Source organism: Nocardioides sp. DN36 (genome assembly GCF_055380375.1).
This window is the reverse complement of sequence record NZ_AP043823.1, coordinates 4,577,183-4,593,376: the sequence shown is the minus strand read 5'-3', so window position 1 is coordinate 4,593,376 and position 16,194 is coordinate 4,577,183. Positions and strand designations below refer to the sequence as shown.

At 74.5% G+C, this 16,194-nt stretch carries 13 protein-coding genes; 2 read left to right on the top strand and 11 right to left on the bottom strand.

What is annotated here, in order from left to right:
- Window position 1: 1 nt before the first annotated feature.
- Window positions 2-952 carry a 23S rRNA (guanosine(2251)-2'-O)-methyltransferase RlmB gene (rlmB, locus tag ACZ43H_RS23025; protein ID WP_464586681.1) on the bottom strand — a complete coding sequence of 317 codons (951 nt, stop codon included), beginning with the start codon at window positions 950-952 and terminating at the stop codon, window positions 2-4.
- Window positions 952-2,376, bottom strand: coding sequence for a cysteine--tRNA ligase (gene cysS, locus ACZ43H_RS23020; RefSeq protein ID WP_464586679.1), 1,425 nt, complete (start codon window positions 2,374-2,376; stop codon window positions 952-954). Before cysS ends, rlmB begins: the two co-directional genes overlap by 1 nt.
- Before the next feature lie 94 nt (window positions 2,377-2,470).
- Here cysS and ACZ43H_RS23015 point away from each other — a divergent pair, with 94 nt between their 5' ends.
- A complete protein-coding gene (locus ACZ43H_RS23015; protein WP_464586677.1) occupies window positions 2,471-3,742 on the top strand; it encodes a C39 family peptidase in 1,272 nt (423 codons plus the stop codon).
- Between the two features lie 207 nt (window positions 3,743-3,949).
- Here the strand turns inward: ACZ43H_RS23015 and ACZ43H_RS23010 are convergent, their stop codons facing one another.
- Window positions 3,950-4,720, bottom strand: coding sequence for an SDR family NAD(P)-dependent oxidoreductase (locus tag ACZ43H_RS23010; protein WP_464586675.1), 771 nt, complete (start codon window positions 4,718-4,720; stop codon window positions 3,950-3,952).
- Entirely contained in the window at window positions 4,717-6,246 is a 1,530-nt protein-coding gene (locus ACZ43H_RS23005) for a molybdopterin-dependent oxidoreductase (protein WP_464590903.1), read from the bottom strand. Before ACZ43H_RS23005 ends, ACZ43H_RS23010 begins: the two co-directional genes overlap by 4 nt.
- Window positions 6,247-6,359: 113 nt before the next feature.
- On the opposite strand from ACZ43H_RS23005, the gene ispF reads away from it, so the two are divergent.
- Window positions 6,360-6,776, top strand: a complete 417-nt coding sequence (gene ispF / locus ACZ43H_RS23000) for a 2-C-methyl-D-erythritol 2,4-cyclodiphosphate synthase (protein ID WP_464590901.1) — start codon at window positions 6,360-6,362, stop codon at window positions 6,774-6,776.
- A gap of 108 nt (window positions 6,777-6,884) precedes the next feature.
- Here ispF and ACZ43H_RS22995 read toward each other — a convergent pair whose 3' ends face one another.
- From ACZ43H_RS22995 to ACZ43H_RS22965, 7 genes are all read right to left on the bottom strand, one after another.
- Entirely contained in the window at window positions 6,885-7,685 is an 801-nt protein-coding gene (locus ACZ43H_RS22995) for a hypothetical protein (protein ID WP_464586673.1), read from the bottom strand.
- A gap of 34 nt (window positions 7,686-7,719) precedes the next feature.
- The gene (locus ACZ43H_RS22990; RefSeq protein WP_464586671.1) at window positions 7,720-8,391 is read right to left on the bottom strand and encodes a sirohydrochlorin chelatase; all 672 of its coding nucleotides are present in this window, start codon (window positions 8,389-8,391) and stop codon (window positions 7,720-7,722) included.
- Window positions 8,392-8,432: 41 nt separating this feature from the next.
- Window positions 8,433-9,542, bottom strand: coding sequence for a uroporphyrinogen-III synthase (locus tag ACZ43H_RS22985; protein ID WP_464586669.1), 1,110 nt, complete (start codon window positions 9,540-9,542; stop codon window positions 8,433-8,435).
- Complete coding sequence (gene nirD, locus ACZ43H_RS22980) at window positions 9,539-9,913, bottom strand: nitrite reductase small subunit NirD (protein ID WP_464586667.1); 375 nt, start codon at window positions 9,911-9,913, stop codon at window positions 9,539-9,541. Before nirD ends, ACZ43H_RS22985 begins: the two co-directional genes overlap by 4 nt.
- Window positions 9,910-12,471 (bottom strand): nitrite reductase large subunit NirB, encoded by a 2,562-nt coding sequence (gene nirB, locus ACZ43H_RS22975; protein ID WP_464586665.1) that lies wholly within the window; start codon window positions 12,469-12,471, stop codon window positions 9,910-9,912. Before nirB ends, nirD begins: the two co-directional genes overlap by 4 nt.
- 109 nt (window positions 12,472-12,580) lie before the next feature.
- Window positions 12,581-14,032: an FAD-dependent oxidoreductase gene (locus tag ACZ43H_RS22970; RefSeq protein WP_464586663.1), complete on the bottom strand. Its 1,452-nt coding sequence runs from the start codon at window positions 14,030-14,032 to the stop codon at window positions 12,581-12,583.
- Window positions 14,029-16,095 carry a molybdopterin oxidoreductase family protein gene (locus ACZ43H_RS22965; protein WP_464586661.1) on the bottom strand — a complete coding sequence of 689 codons (2,067 nt, stop codon included), beginning with the start codon at window positions 16,093-16,095 and terminating at the stop codon, window positions 14,029-14,031. Before ACZ43H_RS22965 ends, ACZ43H_RS22970 begins: the two co-directional genes overlap by 4 nt.
- Between the last annotated feature and the right edge of the window lie 99 nt (window positions 16,096-16,194).

Genomic DNA, 16,194 nt, shown 5'->3' with positions numbered 1-16,194 from the left:
GTCAGGCGCGCGCCCGTGCGATCGCGTAGAGCGTGACCGAGGCGGCGACGCCGGCGTTCAGGGACTCGAGCTGGTTGGCCATCGGGATCGAGACGAGCTGGTCGCAGGTCTCCGCGACCAGGCGGCCCAGTCCCTTGCCCTCGGAGCCCACCACGACCACCAGCGGCCCGTCGGCGAGGTCGAGGTCGGGCAGTGCCACGTCGCCGTCGGCGGCGAGGCCGACCACCATGCAGCCCGCGTCCTGGTAGGCCTTGAGCTGGCGGACCAGGTTGACGGTCTGCGCGATCGGCACCCGCGCGGCCGCGCCGGCGCTGGTCTTCCAGGCCGCCGCGGTCATACCGGCGGCGCGACGCTCGGGGATCAGCACGCCGTGCGCGCCGAACCCGGCCGCCGAGCGGACGATCGCACCGAGGTTGCGCGGGTCGGTGACGGAGTCCAGGGCCACGATCAGCGGCGGCTCGCCGAGCTCGGCCGCACGGTCCAGCAGGTCGTCGGGGTGGGCGTACTCGTACGACGGCAGCCGGGCGGCGAGGCCCTGGTGGACGGCGCCACCGGTCAGCCGATCCATCTCGGTGCGGCTGACCTCGGCGAGGCTGAGGCCGCGCTCGGCGGCCAGCTTGAACGCCTCGCGCAGGCGGCCGTCGCGCTCGGCGCCCTCGGCGACGTAGAGGCCGGTGACGGGCACGCCCTCACGCAGCACCTCGACGACCGAGTTGCGGCCCGCCACCCACTCGGCGTCGGTGGAGCCGGTGGTGCGCCGCTTGGGTCGCTGGGCGTTCGCCTTCTCCACGCGCTTGGCCGCCTTGTGGGCCTGGTGGTACGGGCGGTCCTTGGCCTTGGGCGTCGGGCCCTTGCCCTCCAGACCCCGGCGGACCCGGCCGCCGGAGCCGGCCGTCGGGTTGCCCTTGCCGGACTTCTTGATCGCGCCCTTGCGCTGGGAGTTGCCGGCCATCAGGCCTGTCCTTCCTGGAGGCCCCACCGGGGCCCGTTCGGGGTGTCCTCGATCTCGATGCCAGCCGCCTTGATCCGGTCGCGGATCGCGTCGGCGGCGGCGAAGTCCTTGTTCGCCCGCGCCTCGGCGCGCTGCTCGAGGAGGCCGGCGACGAGGGCGTCGACGACCTGGGTGAGCCGGGTGTCCTTGCCCGACGCGTCGCTCGCCCACGCCGCGTCGTACGGCGAGAGGCCGAGCACGTCGAGCATGGCGAGCACCGAGGCGGCGTTGCCGCGCAGCGCGGGCGAGTCGCCGGCGGGCAGCAGCTTGTTGCCCTCGCGGACGACGTCGTGGATCGCGGCGACCGCCGCGGGGGTGCCGAGGTCGTCGTCCATCGCGGTGACGAAGTCGGCGCAGGCGATGCCGCCGGTCGGGATCTCGCCGAGGGCCTCGACAGCGCGCGCGAGGAAGCCCTCGACGCGGCGGAACCCGACGGCCGCCTCCTCCAGCGCCTCGAAGCTGAACTCCACGTGGCTGCGGTAGTGCGCGGCGACGAGGTAGTAGCGCAGCTCGATGCCGCGGAACCGCTCCAGCACGGCCGGGATCGTCAGGGAGTTGCCGAGCGACTTGCTCATCTTCTCGCCGGCGGTGGTGATCCAGGCGTTGTGCATCCAGTACGACGCGAACGGGTGCCCGGCGGCGCGGGACTGGGCCTGCTCGTTCTCGTGGTGGGGGAAGCGCAGGTCGACGCCGCCGCCGTGGATGTCGAAGGCCGCGCCGAGGTACTTGCCGGCCATCGCGGAGCACTCGATGTGCCAGCCGGGCCGGCCGCGGCCCCACGGGCTCGGCCAGGAGGCGGTCTCCGGCTCCGACTGCTTGCGCCCCTTCCAGAGCGCGAAGTCGCGCGGGTCCCGCTTGCCGCGCGGATCGGCGTCCTCGGCGGCCTCCATGTCGTCGATGCCCTGCCGGGTCAGCTCGCCGTACTGGGGCCAAGAACGGACGTCGAAGTAGACGTCGCCCGAGCCGTCCTCGGCCGCGTAGGCGTGGCCCTTCTCGACCAGCGTCGCGATCAGCTCGACCATCTCGGGCACGTGGCCGGTCGCGGCCGGCTCGTAGGTCGGGGGCGCGACGTTCAGCGCGGCGTACGCCTTGTCGAGCTCGCGGTGCATCGCGTAGGCGAGGTTGAACCAGGGCCGGCCCTGGTCGGCGGCCTTGGTGAGGATCTTGTCGTCGATGTCGGTGACGTTGCGGATGAACGTCACGTCGTAGCCGAGGTGGCGCAGCCAGCGCTGCAGCACGTCGAAGTTGACCCCGGAGCGGACGTGGCCGACGTGCGGCTCGCTCTGCACGGTCAGGCCACACACGTAGAGACCCGCCTTCCCCTCCTCGAGGGGGACGAAGTCACGGACTTCGCGGGTCGCGGTGTCGTACAGCCTGAAGGTCACCGGGCAAGTCTAGGAGTTGAGCGGTGCTCGACCCGCATCGCGGGAATCTGTGACTGCTGGGACGAAAGTGACTTCTCGCACCTATCGTGATCGGGTGCGGACCCCTCTCCTCCCGATGCTGGCCGCCTGCCTGGCGCTGCCAACCCTCTCCGGGCTCACCGCCCCCGTGCCGGCCACCGCGGCACCCGCGGCCGGGCACGCCCCGTCGCGGCTGATCGACCACACCTCGTGGGACACCGGCGCGCAGCTGCGCGCCGGCACCATCTCCGGGGCGCGGGTCACCCGGCAGCACGTGGTGCTCGACTCCCCCACCGCCCACCGGACCTACGCCGGCGAGGAGTACGACGTGGGCACCTGGGTCTCGCCCTGGCGTGCGCCCGGCTTCGACCCGACCCAGCTGGTCGCCTCGTGGTCGGCCACGACACCGGGCGACAGCTGGGTCGAGGTGCAGGTGCGCGGCCGCTCGGCGGACGGGGCGACGTCGTCGTGGGACGTGCTGGGTCGCTGGACGTCCGGCGACCGGTTCACGCAGCGCACGAGCGTGTCCGGCCAGGCCGACGACGTCGCCTCGGTCGACGTCGACACCTGGGTCGTGCACCCGGGGACCGACGTCAACGGCTACCAGCTGCGGGTGCGGCTGATGCGTCGCACCGGCGCCACCACCGCGAGCCCCACGCTCGACACGGTCGGGGCGATGGCCTCCGACGTCCCGACGGACGGCGGCGGCGTCAACACGTCGGCTCCCGGTGCCGGCCGAGGGATCGTGCTCGCCGTGCCCCGCTACTCCCAGATGACGCACCGGGGCCATTACCCCCGCTGGGGCGGCGGTGGCGAGGCGTGGTGCTCGCCGACGTCGACCTCGATGGTGCTCGGCTACTACGACGCCCTGCCCCGGGCGTCCGGCTACGGCTGGGTCCCGGCCGGGCACCCCGACCCGTGGGTCGACGCGGCCGCCCGGGCGACGTACGACGCGTCCTACGAGGGCACCGGGAACTGGCCGTTCAACACGGCGTACGCCGCGCCCCTGGTGGGCCACGCGTTCGTGACCCGGCTGCGTTCGCTGCGCGAGGCGGAGTCGTTCATCGCCGCCGGCATCCCGCTGGTGGCATCGATCTCCTTCGGCCGCGGGGAGCTGACCGGCGCACCCATCTCGGCGTCCAACGGCCACCTGGTGGTGATCGCCGGCTTCCGCAAGAACGGCGACGTGGTCGTCAACGACCCGGCCGCGACCACCCGGGCCGGCGTACGCCGCACCTACGACCGCGGGGAGTTCGAGAACGCCTGGCTCCCCCGCTCGGGCGGGCTGGTCTACGTCATCCACGACGACGCCCACCCCCTCCCCGGAGGCACGCACACCAACTGGTGACTCGTTGAGCTGGGCCGGAATCGGTCGTCCGCCACCCGACGGGGCCATCTTCGTGACGAGCTTGCGCCGACTCGAGCACTTTCCGCGGCGAGCTTGCGCCGACTCGAGCACTTTCCGCGGCGAGCTTGCGCCGACTCGAGCACTTTCCGCGGCGAGCTTGCGCCGACTCGAGCACTTTTCGTGACGAGCTTGCGCCGACTCGACGGGTCAGACGCCGTGCGCGCCGTCGACGTCCAGCTTCTGCCCCGAGATGAACCCGGCCCGGTCCGAGGCGAGGAAGCAGACCGCCTCGGCGACGTCGGTGGCGTTGCCGAAGCGGCCGAGCGGGATGCTGCGGCGGGCGGCTTCGAGGACGTCGGGCGAGAGGTCCCCGGCGGAGATCAGCCGGGCGGCCGTGCCGTCGGTGAGCATCCCGGGGCCGACCGCGTTCACCCGGACGCCGAACCGGCCCTCCTCCGCGGCGAGGGCCCGGACCAGCGCCTCCACGGCCGCCTTGGGAGCCGTGGACAGGCCGTCGCGGGCCGGGTAGCGGGCCGTGGCCGCGGTCGTCACCGCCACGACCGAACCCTGGCTGTGCCGCAGGTGCGGCAGCGCCGGCTGCACCACGCTGAAGAAGCCCGCGGCGTCGGCAGCCAGCTGGGCGGCCATCGTCGGCGGCGCCACCGCCGAGAGGTGCGCCATCGGCGCGTGCGGGCCGGCGGCGTGCACGAGCGTGTGCAGCCCGCCGTACTCCTCGGCGACCGCCGTGACCACGTCGCCCGCGGCCTCGTCGAGGCCGAGGTCGAGCTCGTACGCCGACGCCCGCACCCCCCACTCGCGGGCGGACGCGGCCGCCGACTCGCCGGCGTCCTTGCGGGTCCGGTAGGTCAGCGCGACGTGCGACCCGCGCCGGGCCATCATCCTCACGATCGCCACCCCGAGGCCGCCGCTGCCCCCGACGACGAGCGCCGCACCGGGGCGCTTCGCGAAGTCGTTCACGAGCCACGCACCGAGAAGTCGACCGAGTGCCAGCCGGTCGCACCGTCGGGCAGCACGTCGCGCTCCACACCGGTCTGGACGAGGCCGTCACGGTCGGTGGCTCGGACCCGCACCACGTGGCCGCCCGCCTCGAGCGGCACCGCCGCGACCCACTGCACCCAGGCGTCGTTCGTGGACGGACGCGACACCTCGGCCGGCCGCCAGTCGCCGCCGTCGACGGCGACCTCCACCCGCTCGATGCCGATGTGCTGGGCCCAGGCGACCCCGCCGATGCGCACCGTCCCCGGGTCCACCTCGTCGCCGGACCGGGGCACGTCGATGCGCGAGGAGATCTTCACCGGGCCGCGCTCGCTCCAGCCGCGCTGGGTCCAGTACGCAGCGATGTCGTCGAACTTCGTCACCTTCATGTCCACCACCCACTTGCAGGCAGACACGTACCCGTACAGGCCCGGGACAATCGTGCGCACCGGGAAGCCGTGGTCGATGGGCAGCGGCTCGCCGTTCATCGCGACCGCCAGCATCGCCTTGCGTCCGTCGGTCAGCGTGTCCAGCGGCGTCCCGCAGGTCCAGCCGTCGTCGGACGTCTGCAGCACCGCGTCGGCGCCGTCCTGCACGCCGGCCTCGGCGAGCAGGTCCGCGAGGCGTACGCCGCTCCACCAGGCGTTCCCGATCAGCGGGCCACCGACGGGGTTCGAGACGCAGTTCAGGGTGATCCAGCCCTCGGTGAGCCGGCGCGCGACCAGGTCGTCGTAGGTGAGCACGACCTCCTTGTCGACCATGCCGTGGATGCGCAGCTGCCAGTCGGTGGGCTCGATCGCGGGCACCACGATGGCGGTGTGGATCCGGTAGAAGTCGTCGGCGGGGGTCATCCACGGGGAGATGCCGTCGAGGTCGACGGTGGCCCGCGCGGGCACGACCGGCTGGCTGACGCCAGGGAGCCGGAGGAGGCGCCGGGTCTCCTCGACGTGCCGGCGCCCGCGACCCACGACCCGGCCCACCATCGCGAGCGCGACCGCGGCCGCGCCCATCAGGCCGGCCCCGGCGAGGAACGCGCGCCGGCTGCGTGCCACGCCGCTGGCACGCGCGTCCACGGGCCCCTCCTCGACGCGCCGCAGCGGGGCGGTGAGCAGCGACAGGCACAGCAGCCAGGTCACGAAGCCGACCACCACCGGCAGCACGTCCAGTCCGGTCGCGCCGCGCTGCACGGACACCGCGACCCCGCCGACCACGGCGAGCGGCACGAGCACCAGCAGCGGCGCCCACCAGGCGCGCCGAGCCAGCGCTCCGGCCCCGGCGAACAGCAGGCCGCACAGCACGAGCACGACGCCGACCAGGATCGGCTTGTCCTTCGTCCCGACGACCGAGATCGCCTTCTCCGCCAGCGGTCCCGGGGTGAGGCGGATGACCAGCTCGGCGACGGCCACCACCGGGGAGTCGCGGATCGTCATCGCCATCGCGACGAAGTAGCTGGTGGCGAGCCCGGCGAAGCCGGCCACCACGCCGGCCGTCGCCCAGGCACCACGCATCGTCCTCACGCACACGATTGTGGCTCAGGCATGATGCGGGCGTGCCTTACAGCCCTCTTACCGTCCGCGTCGGCATCGGCACCGACGTCCACCGGCTCGTCGACGGCGTACCCATGCACCTCGCCGGCCTCGCCTGGCCCGACGAGCCCCAGGGGCTGGAGGGGCACTCCGACGCGGACGTCGCGGCGCACGCCGCCTGCGACGCGCTGCTGTCCGCCGCGGGGCTGGGCGACCTCGGCTCGAACTTCGGCACCGCCGGGCCGGAGTGGGCCGGCGCGTCGGGGGCAGCCCTGCTCGGCGAGACGGTACGCCGCGTGCGCGCGGCCGGCTTCGAGGTCGGCAACGTCGCGGTGCAGGTGATCGGCAACCGTCCGCGGCTGGCGCCCCGCAAGGCGGAGGCGGAGCGGGTGCTGACCGAGGTCGTGGGCGCCCCGGTGTCGCTGTCGGCGACGACCACCGACGGCCTGGGCCTCACCGGCCGGGGTGAGGGCGTCGCCGCCGTCGCGACCGCGCTGGTGGCGCGGGTCTGAGCGTTCTCCCACGCCGGCGCGGCGGGCACGGCATCATCGCGCTGGGCGACGGGCGGGGTCGAGCAAGCGGCTCCTCGCGCCCGACCGCTCGGCGGCGGTGGCGGCGGCTCAGCGCCGTCGCCACCATCGCCGGCCCCCGGCGGCCGCGGGCCAGAGCTGCTCCATGCTGGCGACGAGCAGCACCACCCCGCTGACGACGTTGCCGGGCCGCGGGCACCGGGGATGACCGGCCAGGTCGAGGCAGAGCTCCACCGTCATGCCCACCGACCGCACCCGGGCCACGTGGAAGGACTGGCCGGTCAGCGTGTTGGTGCGCGTGCCGGCGTGCAGGACGGTGCCCGCCAGCCGGCCGTGCCCGGTGGTGCCGGCGTCGTCGGCGAACAGGCCGTAGGAGAAGTACGACTCCGCACCCACGCGCGCCGCCGAACCCCCGGCCGCCGCGGCACCGCCGGCACCGTCGGCGGGGATCAGCAGGCTCTGCGGGGCCCGCGCGAACGCGCAGGCGTCCTCGTGCACGGTCACGTCGGTCCCGAGCGCGGTCAGCACGGCCCGGCCGGACGCGTGACCCGGCGCCAGGAACCGCGCCTGGAGCAGCTCGCACGCCGCCCGCGTGGCCAGGGAACCGTCCTCCTCGACCAGGTCGGCCGCCACGACGCCCCCGGTCAGTGCGGTCACGCCGGCCAGCCGGGCGCCGGTCTGGCCGGCACACGACGCCGTGACGTCGACGATCCCGCGCTCGTCGCTCCCCGACACCGTGAGCCGCGCACCCGACGCGTCGGTCCAGGTGAAGGTCTCGAGGCCGTCGGCGCAGCCTTGCAGGACCGCGTCGTCCGCGATCCGGGCGAGCAGGTCCAGCAGCTCGTCGAGGTCGGCGACGGCCATGCCCACACACCCGAGTTCGGTGGCCATGCCGCCCATTGTCGGCCCGCGGCGGGACCTCGCGTCAGGCAGCCACTCTGCGGACACGGCTGAGGAACCGCTCTGCCACGAGGTCGGCGACACACTCCTGCACGCCGATGACCTCGGCGACCGTGTCCGCGCCCGACGCGAGGGCCTCCGTGCGGGCCCGGCGGGCGAAGAACCCGGGCGACAGCAGGTACGGCGAGACCGCGACGCCCGGCCGCACGACGTCGGCCGGACGCCGCCCTCGCCCGGACAGCGTGGCCAGCTCGACCGGCCCGGCCCACATGTCGGCCAGCAGCCGCCGGGCCTCCTCGAGGTCCGCGTCGGCGGCCGGGTCGGTGGAGCCCGCGGCGACCAGTACCACCGGCTGGCCGGGCCGGGCGCCCGCCTCGACCAGCCGGGTGGCCTGCGCGACGGCCAGCACCGGGTCCGGACCGAGCGGCGGGGTCAGGGTCACCGGGTGCCGGGCACCCGCGACGGCGGCGGGCAGGTCGTGACGCACGTGGAAGCCGGTCGAGAGCAGCAGCGGCACCACGACGGTCGGCCCGGCGGCCGCCGCCACGACCGAGTCGAGGGACGGCTCGCACAGCTCGACGTACGACGCCACGGCGGGCACGTCGAGGGCGCGGGCGCAGCGCTCGGTGAGTGCGCGCGCGACCTCGTTGCCGGGGGCGTGGCGGGTGCCGTGGGCGACGGTGACCAGGGTCGTCATGGGTGACCTCCGCGGGGCGAGGGGGACGGCGTCGTCGGGAGTCACGCGACCACCAGGCGGTAGCCGCGCTTGACGACGGTCTGGACGAGGCGGGTCCCGATCGCGGCCCGGAGCCGCGCGACGGCCATCTCCACGGCGTGCTCGGATCCCGCCTGGCCACTGGGCAGCGCGGCCAGCAGCTCGGGCCGGGAGACGACGTGACCGGGGTTCACTGCGAGCGCCAGGAGGACCGCCAGGGGCGCCGCGGAGAGCCGCACGTCGACCCCGTCGAGCAGGATCCGCTCGCCGTGCAGGAGCAGCTGGTGGCCGGCGACGTCGAGCGCGGTGCCGCAGCGCCGGGCGGGCAGCTCGGTCTCCATCAGCTTGACCATCGCGGCCAGCCGCGAGCGCTCCGGCCGGATCGACGGCACGCCCCACAGCTCGAACGCGGCGGCGGTCACCGGGCCCACGCAGGTGGCGACCACGTCGGCCTGGAACGCCGCGGCCACCTCGTCGCGGCGCCCGGTCACCCCGGCGGCGGACATCAACGCCGCCACCGCCGGCGCGGAGGTGAACGTGACGGCGTCGAGCTTGCGCTCGGCCACCAGGTCGACCATCCGGAACATCGGCGCCGGGTCCTCGGCGCCCTCGACCCGGTAGACCGTCACCACGGTGACGTCCGCGCCCTGGCGGCGCAGGGCGTGGGCCACCATCGACAGCGACTGGCCGTGCTCCTGCACCACGATCCGCCGGCCGGTGAGGTCGCGGCCGCGCAGGTGGGCGAGCACGTCCTCGAAGCACTCCGACTCGGGGGACCACAGCTCCCGCAGCCCCTGGCGACGCAGCGCCCCGACGCTCTTGGGCCCCCGGGCGAGGATCTCGGCGGCACCGATCGCGGCGACCAGCTTCGCGAGCATCCCCCAGCGCTCGGCGGCGTCGAACCACGCCTTCATGCCGATCCCGGTGGTGGCCAGGAACATGTCGACCGGCCGGTCCAGCACCTCGCGGGTCGCCGCGCGCAGCTCGGCGTCGTCGACGTGGTTGGGGTCCTGGGACAGCGCCGGCGCCCACTCGACCCGCGCCCCGCGCCGCTCGAGCAGCGCCACCTGCTCCTCGACCTTGCGGGACGCGGTCACCCCCACCGTGAACCCGTCGAGGGGGCCGCCGGTCATGCGCCGTCCAGCTTCCGGTGGCCGACCAGGACCACGCCCTCCACGACGCACACGTCGTACGCCGGCACCGAGACGTGCTCGTCGTCCAGGCACCTGCCGCTGCGCAGGTCGAAGGCGTGCTTGTGCATCGGGGAGGCCACGAAGGGGACGTCGCCGCGGGTGCCCACGATCCCGCGGGCCAGCACCGACGCCTTCGCGAACGGGTCGTGGTTGCCCAGCGCGTAGACGGTGTCGTCGTGGGTGCGGAAGATCGCGATCGCCTGGCCGTGCACGAGCGCGGTGGCGCCGCGCTCGACCTCGAGCTCGACGACGCGGCAGACCGGCTGCCAGTCGTCGCTGCCGCAGTCGTGGATCAGGACCTCGGACGTCATGGCGCTCCCACGGGGATCGTGGCACCGAGCACGACCGGCTCGTCGGTGACCTCCGGCCGGATCTGGCCGCGCTCGGTGCCGAAGGAGATGTTGGGGTCGGGGGTGCCGGGTGCGTTCACGAACGACACGAACCGGGCCAGCTTCTCGGGGTCCTCCACGGTCGCCTTCCACTCGTCGAAGTAGGAACCGACGTGGCGGGCCATGGCCTCCTCGAGCTCGGCGCCGAGGCCGAGCGCGTCGTCGACCACCACCTCGCGGACCCGGTCCAGGCCTCCGTCGAGGGAGTCGATCCAGGCGGCGGTGCGCTGCAGCCGGTCGGCGGTGCGGACGTAGTACATGAGGAACCGGTCGAGGTAGCGGACCAGGGTGCCGGTGTCGAGGTCGCCGGCCAGCAGCCGGGCGTGCGCCGGGTTGGCGCCGCCGTTGCCGCCGACGTAGAGGTTCCAGCCCTTCTCGGTCGCGATCACGCCGAAGTCCTTCCCGCGGGCCTCCGCGCACTCGCGCGCGCAGCCGGAGACGCCGCCCTTGAGCTTGTGCGGCGAGCGCAGGCCCCGGTAGCGCAGCTCGAGCTGGATGGCGAGGCCGGTGGAGTCCTGGACGCCGTACCGGCACCAGGTGGAGCCCACGCACGACTTCACCGTGCGCAGCGACTTGCCGTAGGCGTGGCCGGACTCGAAGCCCGCGTCCACGAGCCGGCGCCAGATCGCGGGCAGCTCCTCGACGCGCGCGCCGAACAGGTCGATGCGCTGACCTCCGGTGATCTTGGTGTAGAGGCCGAAGTCGCGGGCGACCTCGCCGATCACGATCAGCTTCTCGGGGGTGATCTCGCCGCCCGGGATCCGTGGGACGACCGAGTAGGTGCCGTTGCGCTGGATGTTGGCGAGGTAGGCGTCGTTGGTGTCCTGCAGCGGCGCGGTCTCCGCGGCCAGCACGTGGCCGTTGAACTGGCTGGCCAGGATGCTCGCGATCGCGGGCTTGCAGACGTCGCAGCCGCGGCCGCGACCGTGTGCCTCCACGATGTCGTCGAAGCGGCGGTAGCCGTGCACCGCGACGAGGTCGAACAGCTCCTGCCGGGTCAGCGCGAAGTGCTCGCACAGCCCCTTGTCGACGACCTTCCCCTGGCTGGCGAACCAGTCCTCGATCAGCGTCTTGACCATCGGCTTGCACGACCCGCAGGTGCTGCCGGCCCGGGTCGTGCCGTCCTGCGCGGCCGCGGTGAGGATGTCGCCCTTGCTCACGTCGTTGCAGGAGCAGACCTGCGCCTCGTCGGGCATCGCCGCCACACCGCTCGGTCCACTTCCGGACCGCGCCGCGGGGAGGATCAGCTCCTCGGGGTTCGCGGGCAGTGCGATGCCGCTGGCCACCATCGGGCGCAGCACGCCGTACGCCGAGGCGTCGCCGACGAGGATCCCGCCCAGGAGGACGGTGCCGTCGCCGGACTCGTGCGGTGCGACCACGAGCTTCTTGTAGACGCCGCCGACCGCGTCGGCGAAGACCAGCTCGAGAGCACCCTCGGTGGTGGCGAAGGCGTCGCCGAAGGACGCCACGTCGACCCCGAGCAGCTTGAGCTTGGTGGACATGTCGGCGCCGGTGAAGGCGCCCGGGCCGCCGAGCAGCGCGTCGACCACGACCTCGGCCATCGCGTAGCCGGGGGCGACCAGGCCGTACATCCGCCCGCCCGGGGCCGCGCACTCGCCGATCGCGAAGACCCGGTCGTCGGACGTGCGGCACTGCTCGTCGACGAGCACGCCGCCGCGCTCCGCGACCTCCAGCCCGGCGTCGCGGGCCAGCTGGTCGCGCGGCCGGATGCCGGCGGAGAACACCACGAGGTCGGTGTCGATCGTCTCGTCGGCGGTCTCGAGGGCCCGGACCCGCCCGTCGCCGGTGATCGCCTTCGTGGCCGCGCCGGTGTGCACCCGCACGCCGAGCTTCTCGATGTGGCGCACCAGCGCGGTGCCGGCACCGTCGTCGAGCTGCACCGGCATCAGCCGGGGGGCCATCTCGACCACGTGCGTCTCCAGGCCGAGCTGGACCAGCGCGTTGGCCGCCTCCAGGCCGAGCAGGCCACCACCGATCACGACGCCCCGCGTCGCCGTGATCGAGGCGGCGCGGATCGCCTCGAGGTCCTCGATGGTGCGGTAGACGAAGCAGCCGTCGAGGTGGCGTCCCTCCACCGGGGGCACGAAGGGCGCCGCCCCGGTGGCCAGCACCAGCGCGTCGTAGGCGAGCACCTCGTCCTCGGCGCCGTCGCGACCCAGCGTGACCGTGCGGGCCGCACGGTCCAGCCCGGTCACCGTGGTGCCGAGCACCAGGCGCACGCGCGGGTCGTCGTACGTGCCCTCGGGGAGCAACGAGAGCTCGTCGGCGCCGGACGCGGCGAAGAAGGACGTGAGGGCGACCCGGTCGTAGGCCGGTCGGGGCTCCTCGCCCACGACGACCACGTCGTAGGTCTCGGTGAGCCCGCGCTCGACTGCGGCCTGCACGAAGCGGTGGCCGACCATGCCGTGACCGGCCACGACCAGCGTCTTGCGGCGCCGGCTCGTCGGGAGGTGCGTCATGGGTGTGTCCCTTCCTGGTGCGTCGACGTTAGGCCGACTGTGTTGAGGTGCTGTTTCGGCGTGTAACAGCCGTGAAAACGCTGGTTCCGTGGTGTTCGGGCGGCGCTGCTCAGACCCCCGCCGGGGCCGGGTCGAGCAGGCGGCGCACGACGGGCTCGCACCCGCCGCAGCCGGTGGTCGCTCGGGTGCTGCTGCGGACCTGGTCGAGGCCGGTGCAGGCCCGGACCCGGCCGGCGGTGACCCCCGCGCACGCGCACACCTCGACGTCGTCGGCGAGGGCAGGCGGCGCGTCGGGCGCGGCGGCGCCCTCGACCGGCTCGGGAGCGAGCAGCTGGCCCGGCTCGTGGGGGCCGAGCACGGTGCGCCGGTCGTAGTGCTGCGTGATCAGCCCGACCCGGGAGAGGTCGCCGACCAGCGCGGCGGCCACGACCACCCCGTCCCGGACGACGAGGCGGCGGTGGCTGCCCACCAGGGGGTTGGTCATCTCGACCACCTCGCCGTCGGTCCGCTCGGGGTCGCCGAGGACCGCCACGTCGAGGCCGGTGGCCCGCAGCCGCGCGACGGTGCGCGACGCGGCGTACTCCCGCGTGCCGCCGGCGAGCAGGCCGGCGAGTGCCTCCGCCTGCTCCCACGCGGGTGCCACGAAGCCGGTGGTGACGCCGCGCCGCTCGGCGCAGTCGCCGATCGCGTGGACGCGCTCGTCGGTGACCGACGCGAGCCGGCCGTCGACGACGATGCCGCGGCGGACCAGCAGGCCGGCCCGGCGGGCCAGGGCGGTGGAGGGGCGCCCTCCGGCGGTGAGCACGACGAGGTCGGTCTCGAGGGTGACGCCGTTGTCGAGGCTGAGCCCGCTCAGCGGTCCCTCGTCGGTCAGCCGAACCGCCCGGGTGCCGGTGTAGACCTCGGTGCCGAGTCGGCGCAGGTCGCGGGCGAGGACGCGGCCTCCCGGGGCGCCGAGCTGGCGGGAGAGCAGGTGCTCGGTCCCCTCGACCACCTCGGTCGCCAGGCCGCGCACGGTCAGCGCGCGGGCGACCTGGAGCCCGAGCAGGCCGCCGCCGACCACGACGGCGCGCATCCTCGTTGGTCGAGCCTGTCGAGACCCGATGGCCGCGTCGAGCCGCTCGCAGTCCGCCAGGCTGCGGAACGCGTGCACGCGCGGGTGCAGCTGACCGTCCATCCGGACCAGGCCGCGGATCGGTGGCAGGGTCGGGATGCTGCCGGTGGCCAGCACCAGCCGGTCGTAGGCGATCCGCTCGCCGTCGACCAGCATCACCTCGCGGCGCTCCCGGTCGATCTCGAGCACGCGCCGGCCGAGCCGGAGGTCGACCCGCTCGGGGTCGTACGTCGCCGGGTCGGCGAGCTCGATCGCGTCGCGGGAGTGGGTGCCCTCGAGCACGGCGCTGAGGAGGATCCGGTTGTACGCCGGAGTGGGCTCGTCGCCCAGGACGGTGACGTGGCCGGCGTACCCGCGTGCGAGGAGCTCCTCGACCAGTCGGGCGGTGGCCATGCCGTTGCCGACCACCACGAGCTGCTCCGGCTGGTCGGCCCTGTCGAGGCTCATGCCGGCACCACCGTCGCGGCGCAGACCTTGAACTCCGGCATCCGGCTGGCGGGGTCGAGCGCGTCGTTGGTGAGCCGGTTGGCGCCGACCCAGTGGAACGGGACGAAGACGGTGTCGGGCCGGATGCTGGTGACGACCCGGGCCGGCGCGGTCATCTCGCCGCGGCGGGTGGCGATGCGGACCGGGTCGCCCTCCCCCGCGCCGATCCGGGTGGCCAGGCTCGGGTGCAGCTCGACGTACGGGCCGTCGTCGGGCAGGCCGCGCACCCGGCGGGTCTGGGCGCCGGACTGGTACTGCGCCAGCACCCTCCCGGTGGTCAGGTGCACCGGGTAGTCGGCGCAGGGCGGCTCGGCCGGGCCACGGTGCGCGACGGCGTGGAAGACCGCGCGGCCGTCGGGGGTGGCGAATCGGTCGAGGAACATCCGCGGGGTGCCCGGGTGGTCCTCCCCGGTCGCGGTTGCCGGGCAGGGCCAGAAGACGCCCTGCTCCTCGCGGATCCGCGCGTAGGTGATGCCGGAGTAGTCCGCCCGGCCGCCGGCGGAGGCGCGGCCGAGCTCCTCGAAGACCTCCTCGGGGTCGGTCGCGAAGGGCACCGGCGAGCCGAGCCGCTCGGCCAGGCCCTGCATGACCTCGAGGTCGCTGCGCACCCCGGCGGGCGGGGTGACCGCCCGCTGGCGGAGGATCACCCGGCCTTCGAGGTTGGTCAGGGTCCCGGTCTCCTCGGCCCACTGGGTCACCGGCAGCACGACGTCGGCGAGCGCGGCGGTCTCGGAGAGCACGACGTCGGCGACCACGAGCAGGTCGAGCGCCTCCAGGCGGCGGGTGACGTGGGTGGCGTTGGGGGCGGAGACCACGATGTTGGAGCCGAGGACCAGCAGGGCCTTCGGCCCCTCGTCGGTGCCGAGCGCGTCGAGCAGCTCGTACGCCGAGCGCCCCTTCCCCGGCAGCGACTCGGCGGGCACGCCCCACACGCCGGCGACGTGCTCGCGGGCGGCCGGGTCGTCGATCATCCGGTAGCCGGGGAGCTGGTCGGCCTTCTGGCCGTGCTCCCGGCCGCCCTGGCCGTTGCCCTGACCGGTCAGGCAGCCGTAGCCGGCGTACGGCGTGCCGCACTGCCCGAGCGCGAGCGCGACGTTGATCCACGCGAGCACCGTGTCGGTGCCCTGGGCGTGCTGCTCGGCGCCGCGGGCGGTCAGCACCATGACCCGGTCGGCCCCGGCGAGGAGGTCGGCGAGCGCGCGCAGCTCGGCGACCTGGACACCGGTGGTCCGCTCGACCCGCTCGGGCCACCAGGCGGCGACCGAGCGGCGTACCTGCTCGAAGCCGGTGGTGCGGGCAGCGACGTACGCCTCGTCGACGTGCCCGCCCGCGACCAGCAGGTGCAGCACCCCGAGGGCGAGCGCGAGGTCGGTGCCCGGGACCGGCTGCACGAGCACGTCGGCCCGGTCGGCGGTGGGGGTCCGGCGCGGGTCGACGACCACGACCCGGCCGCCGCGGGCCCGCAGGGCGTCGAGGTGGCGGGCGGCCGGCGGCATCGTCTCCGCGAGGTTCGACCCGACGAGGAGCACCACGTCGGCCTGCTCGAGATCGGCCAGCGGGAACGGCAGCCCGCGGTCCAGGCCGAACGCCCGGGTGCCCGCGGTGGCGGCCGACGACATGCACCAGCGGCCGTTGTAGTCGATCTGGCTGGTCCCGAGGGCGACCCGCGCGAGCTTGCCGAGATGGTAGGCCTTCTCGTTGGTGAGTCCGCCCCCGCCGAAGACCGCCACCGCGTCCGGGCCGTGGTCCCGGCGCAGGGCGGTGAGCCGGCCGGCGACCAGGTCGAGCGCCTCGTCCCAGGAGGCGGGCCGCAGCTCGCCGATGGCCCGGTCGCGCAGCAGCGGCGTGGTGAGCCGCTCCCGGTTGCCGTAGAGGCCCGCGGCGTTCCAGCCCTTGCGACAGAGCCCACCCTCGTTGACCGGGAACTCGGGCCACGCGGAGACCTCCGGCGCCCGCCGGCCCCCGGACCGGGTGAGCCGCATGCCGCACTGCAGGGAGCAGTAGGGGCAGTGGGTGTCGGTCATCGGGTGCTCCTCGGGGTCGGGCCCTCGGGGTGGGGAGGGTGCGGATTGGTCCCCAACCGCAGGGATCGGGGCCTGGGACGTGCGGTTGGGGACCAATCC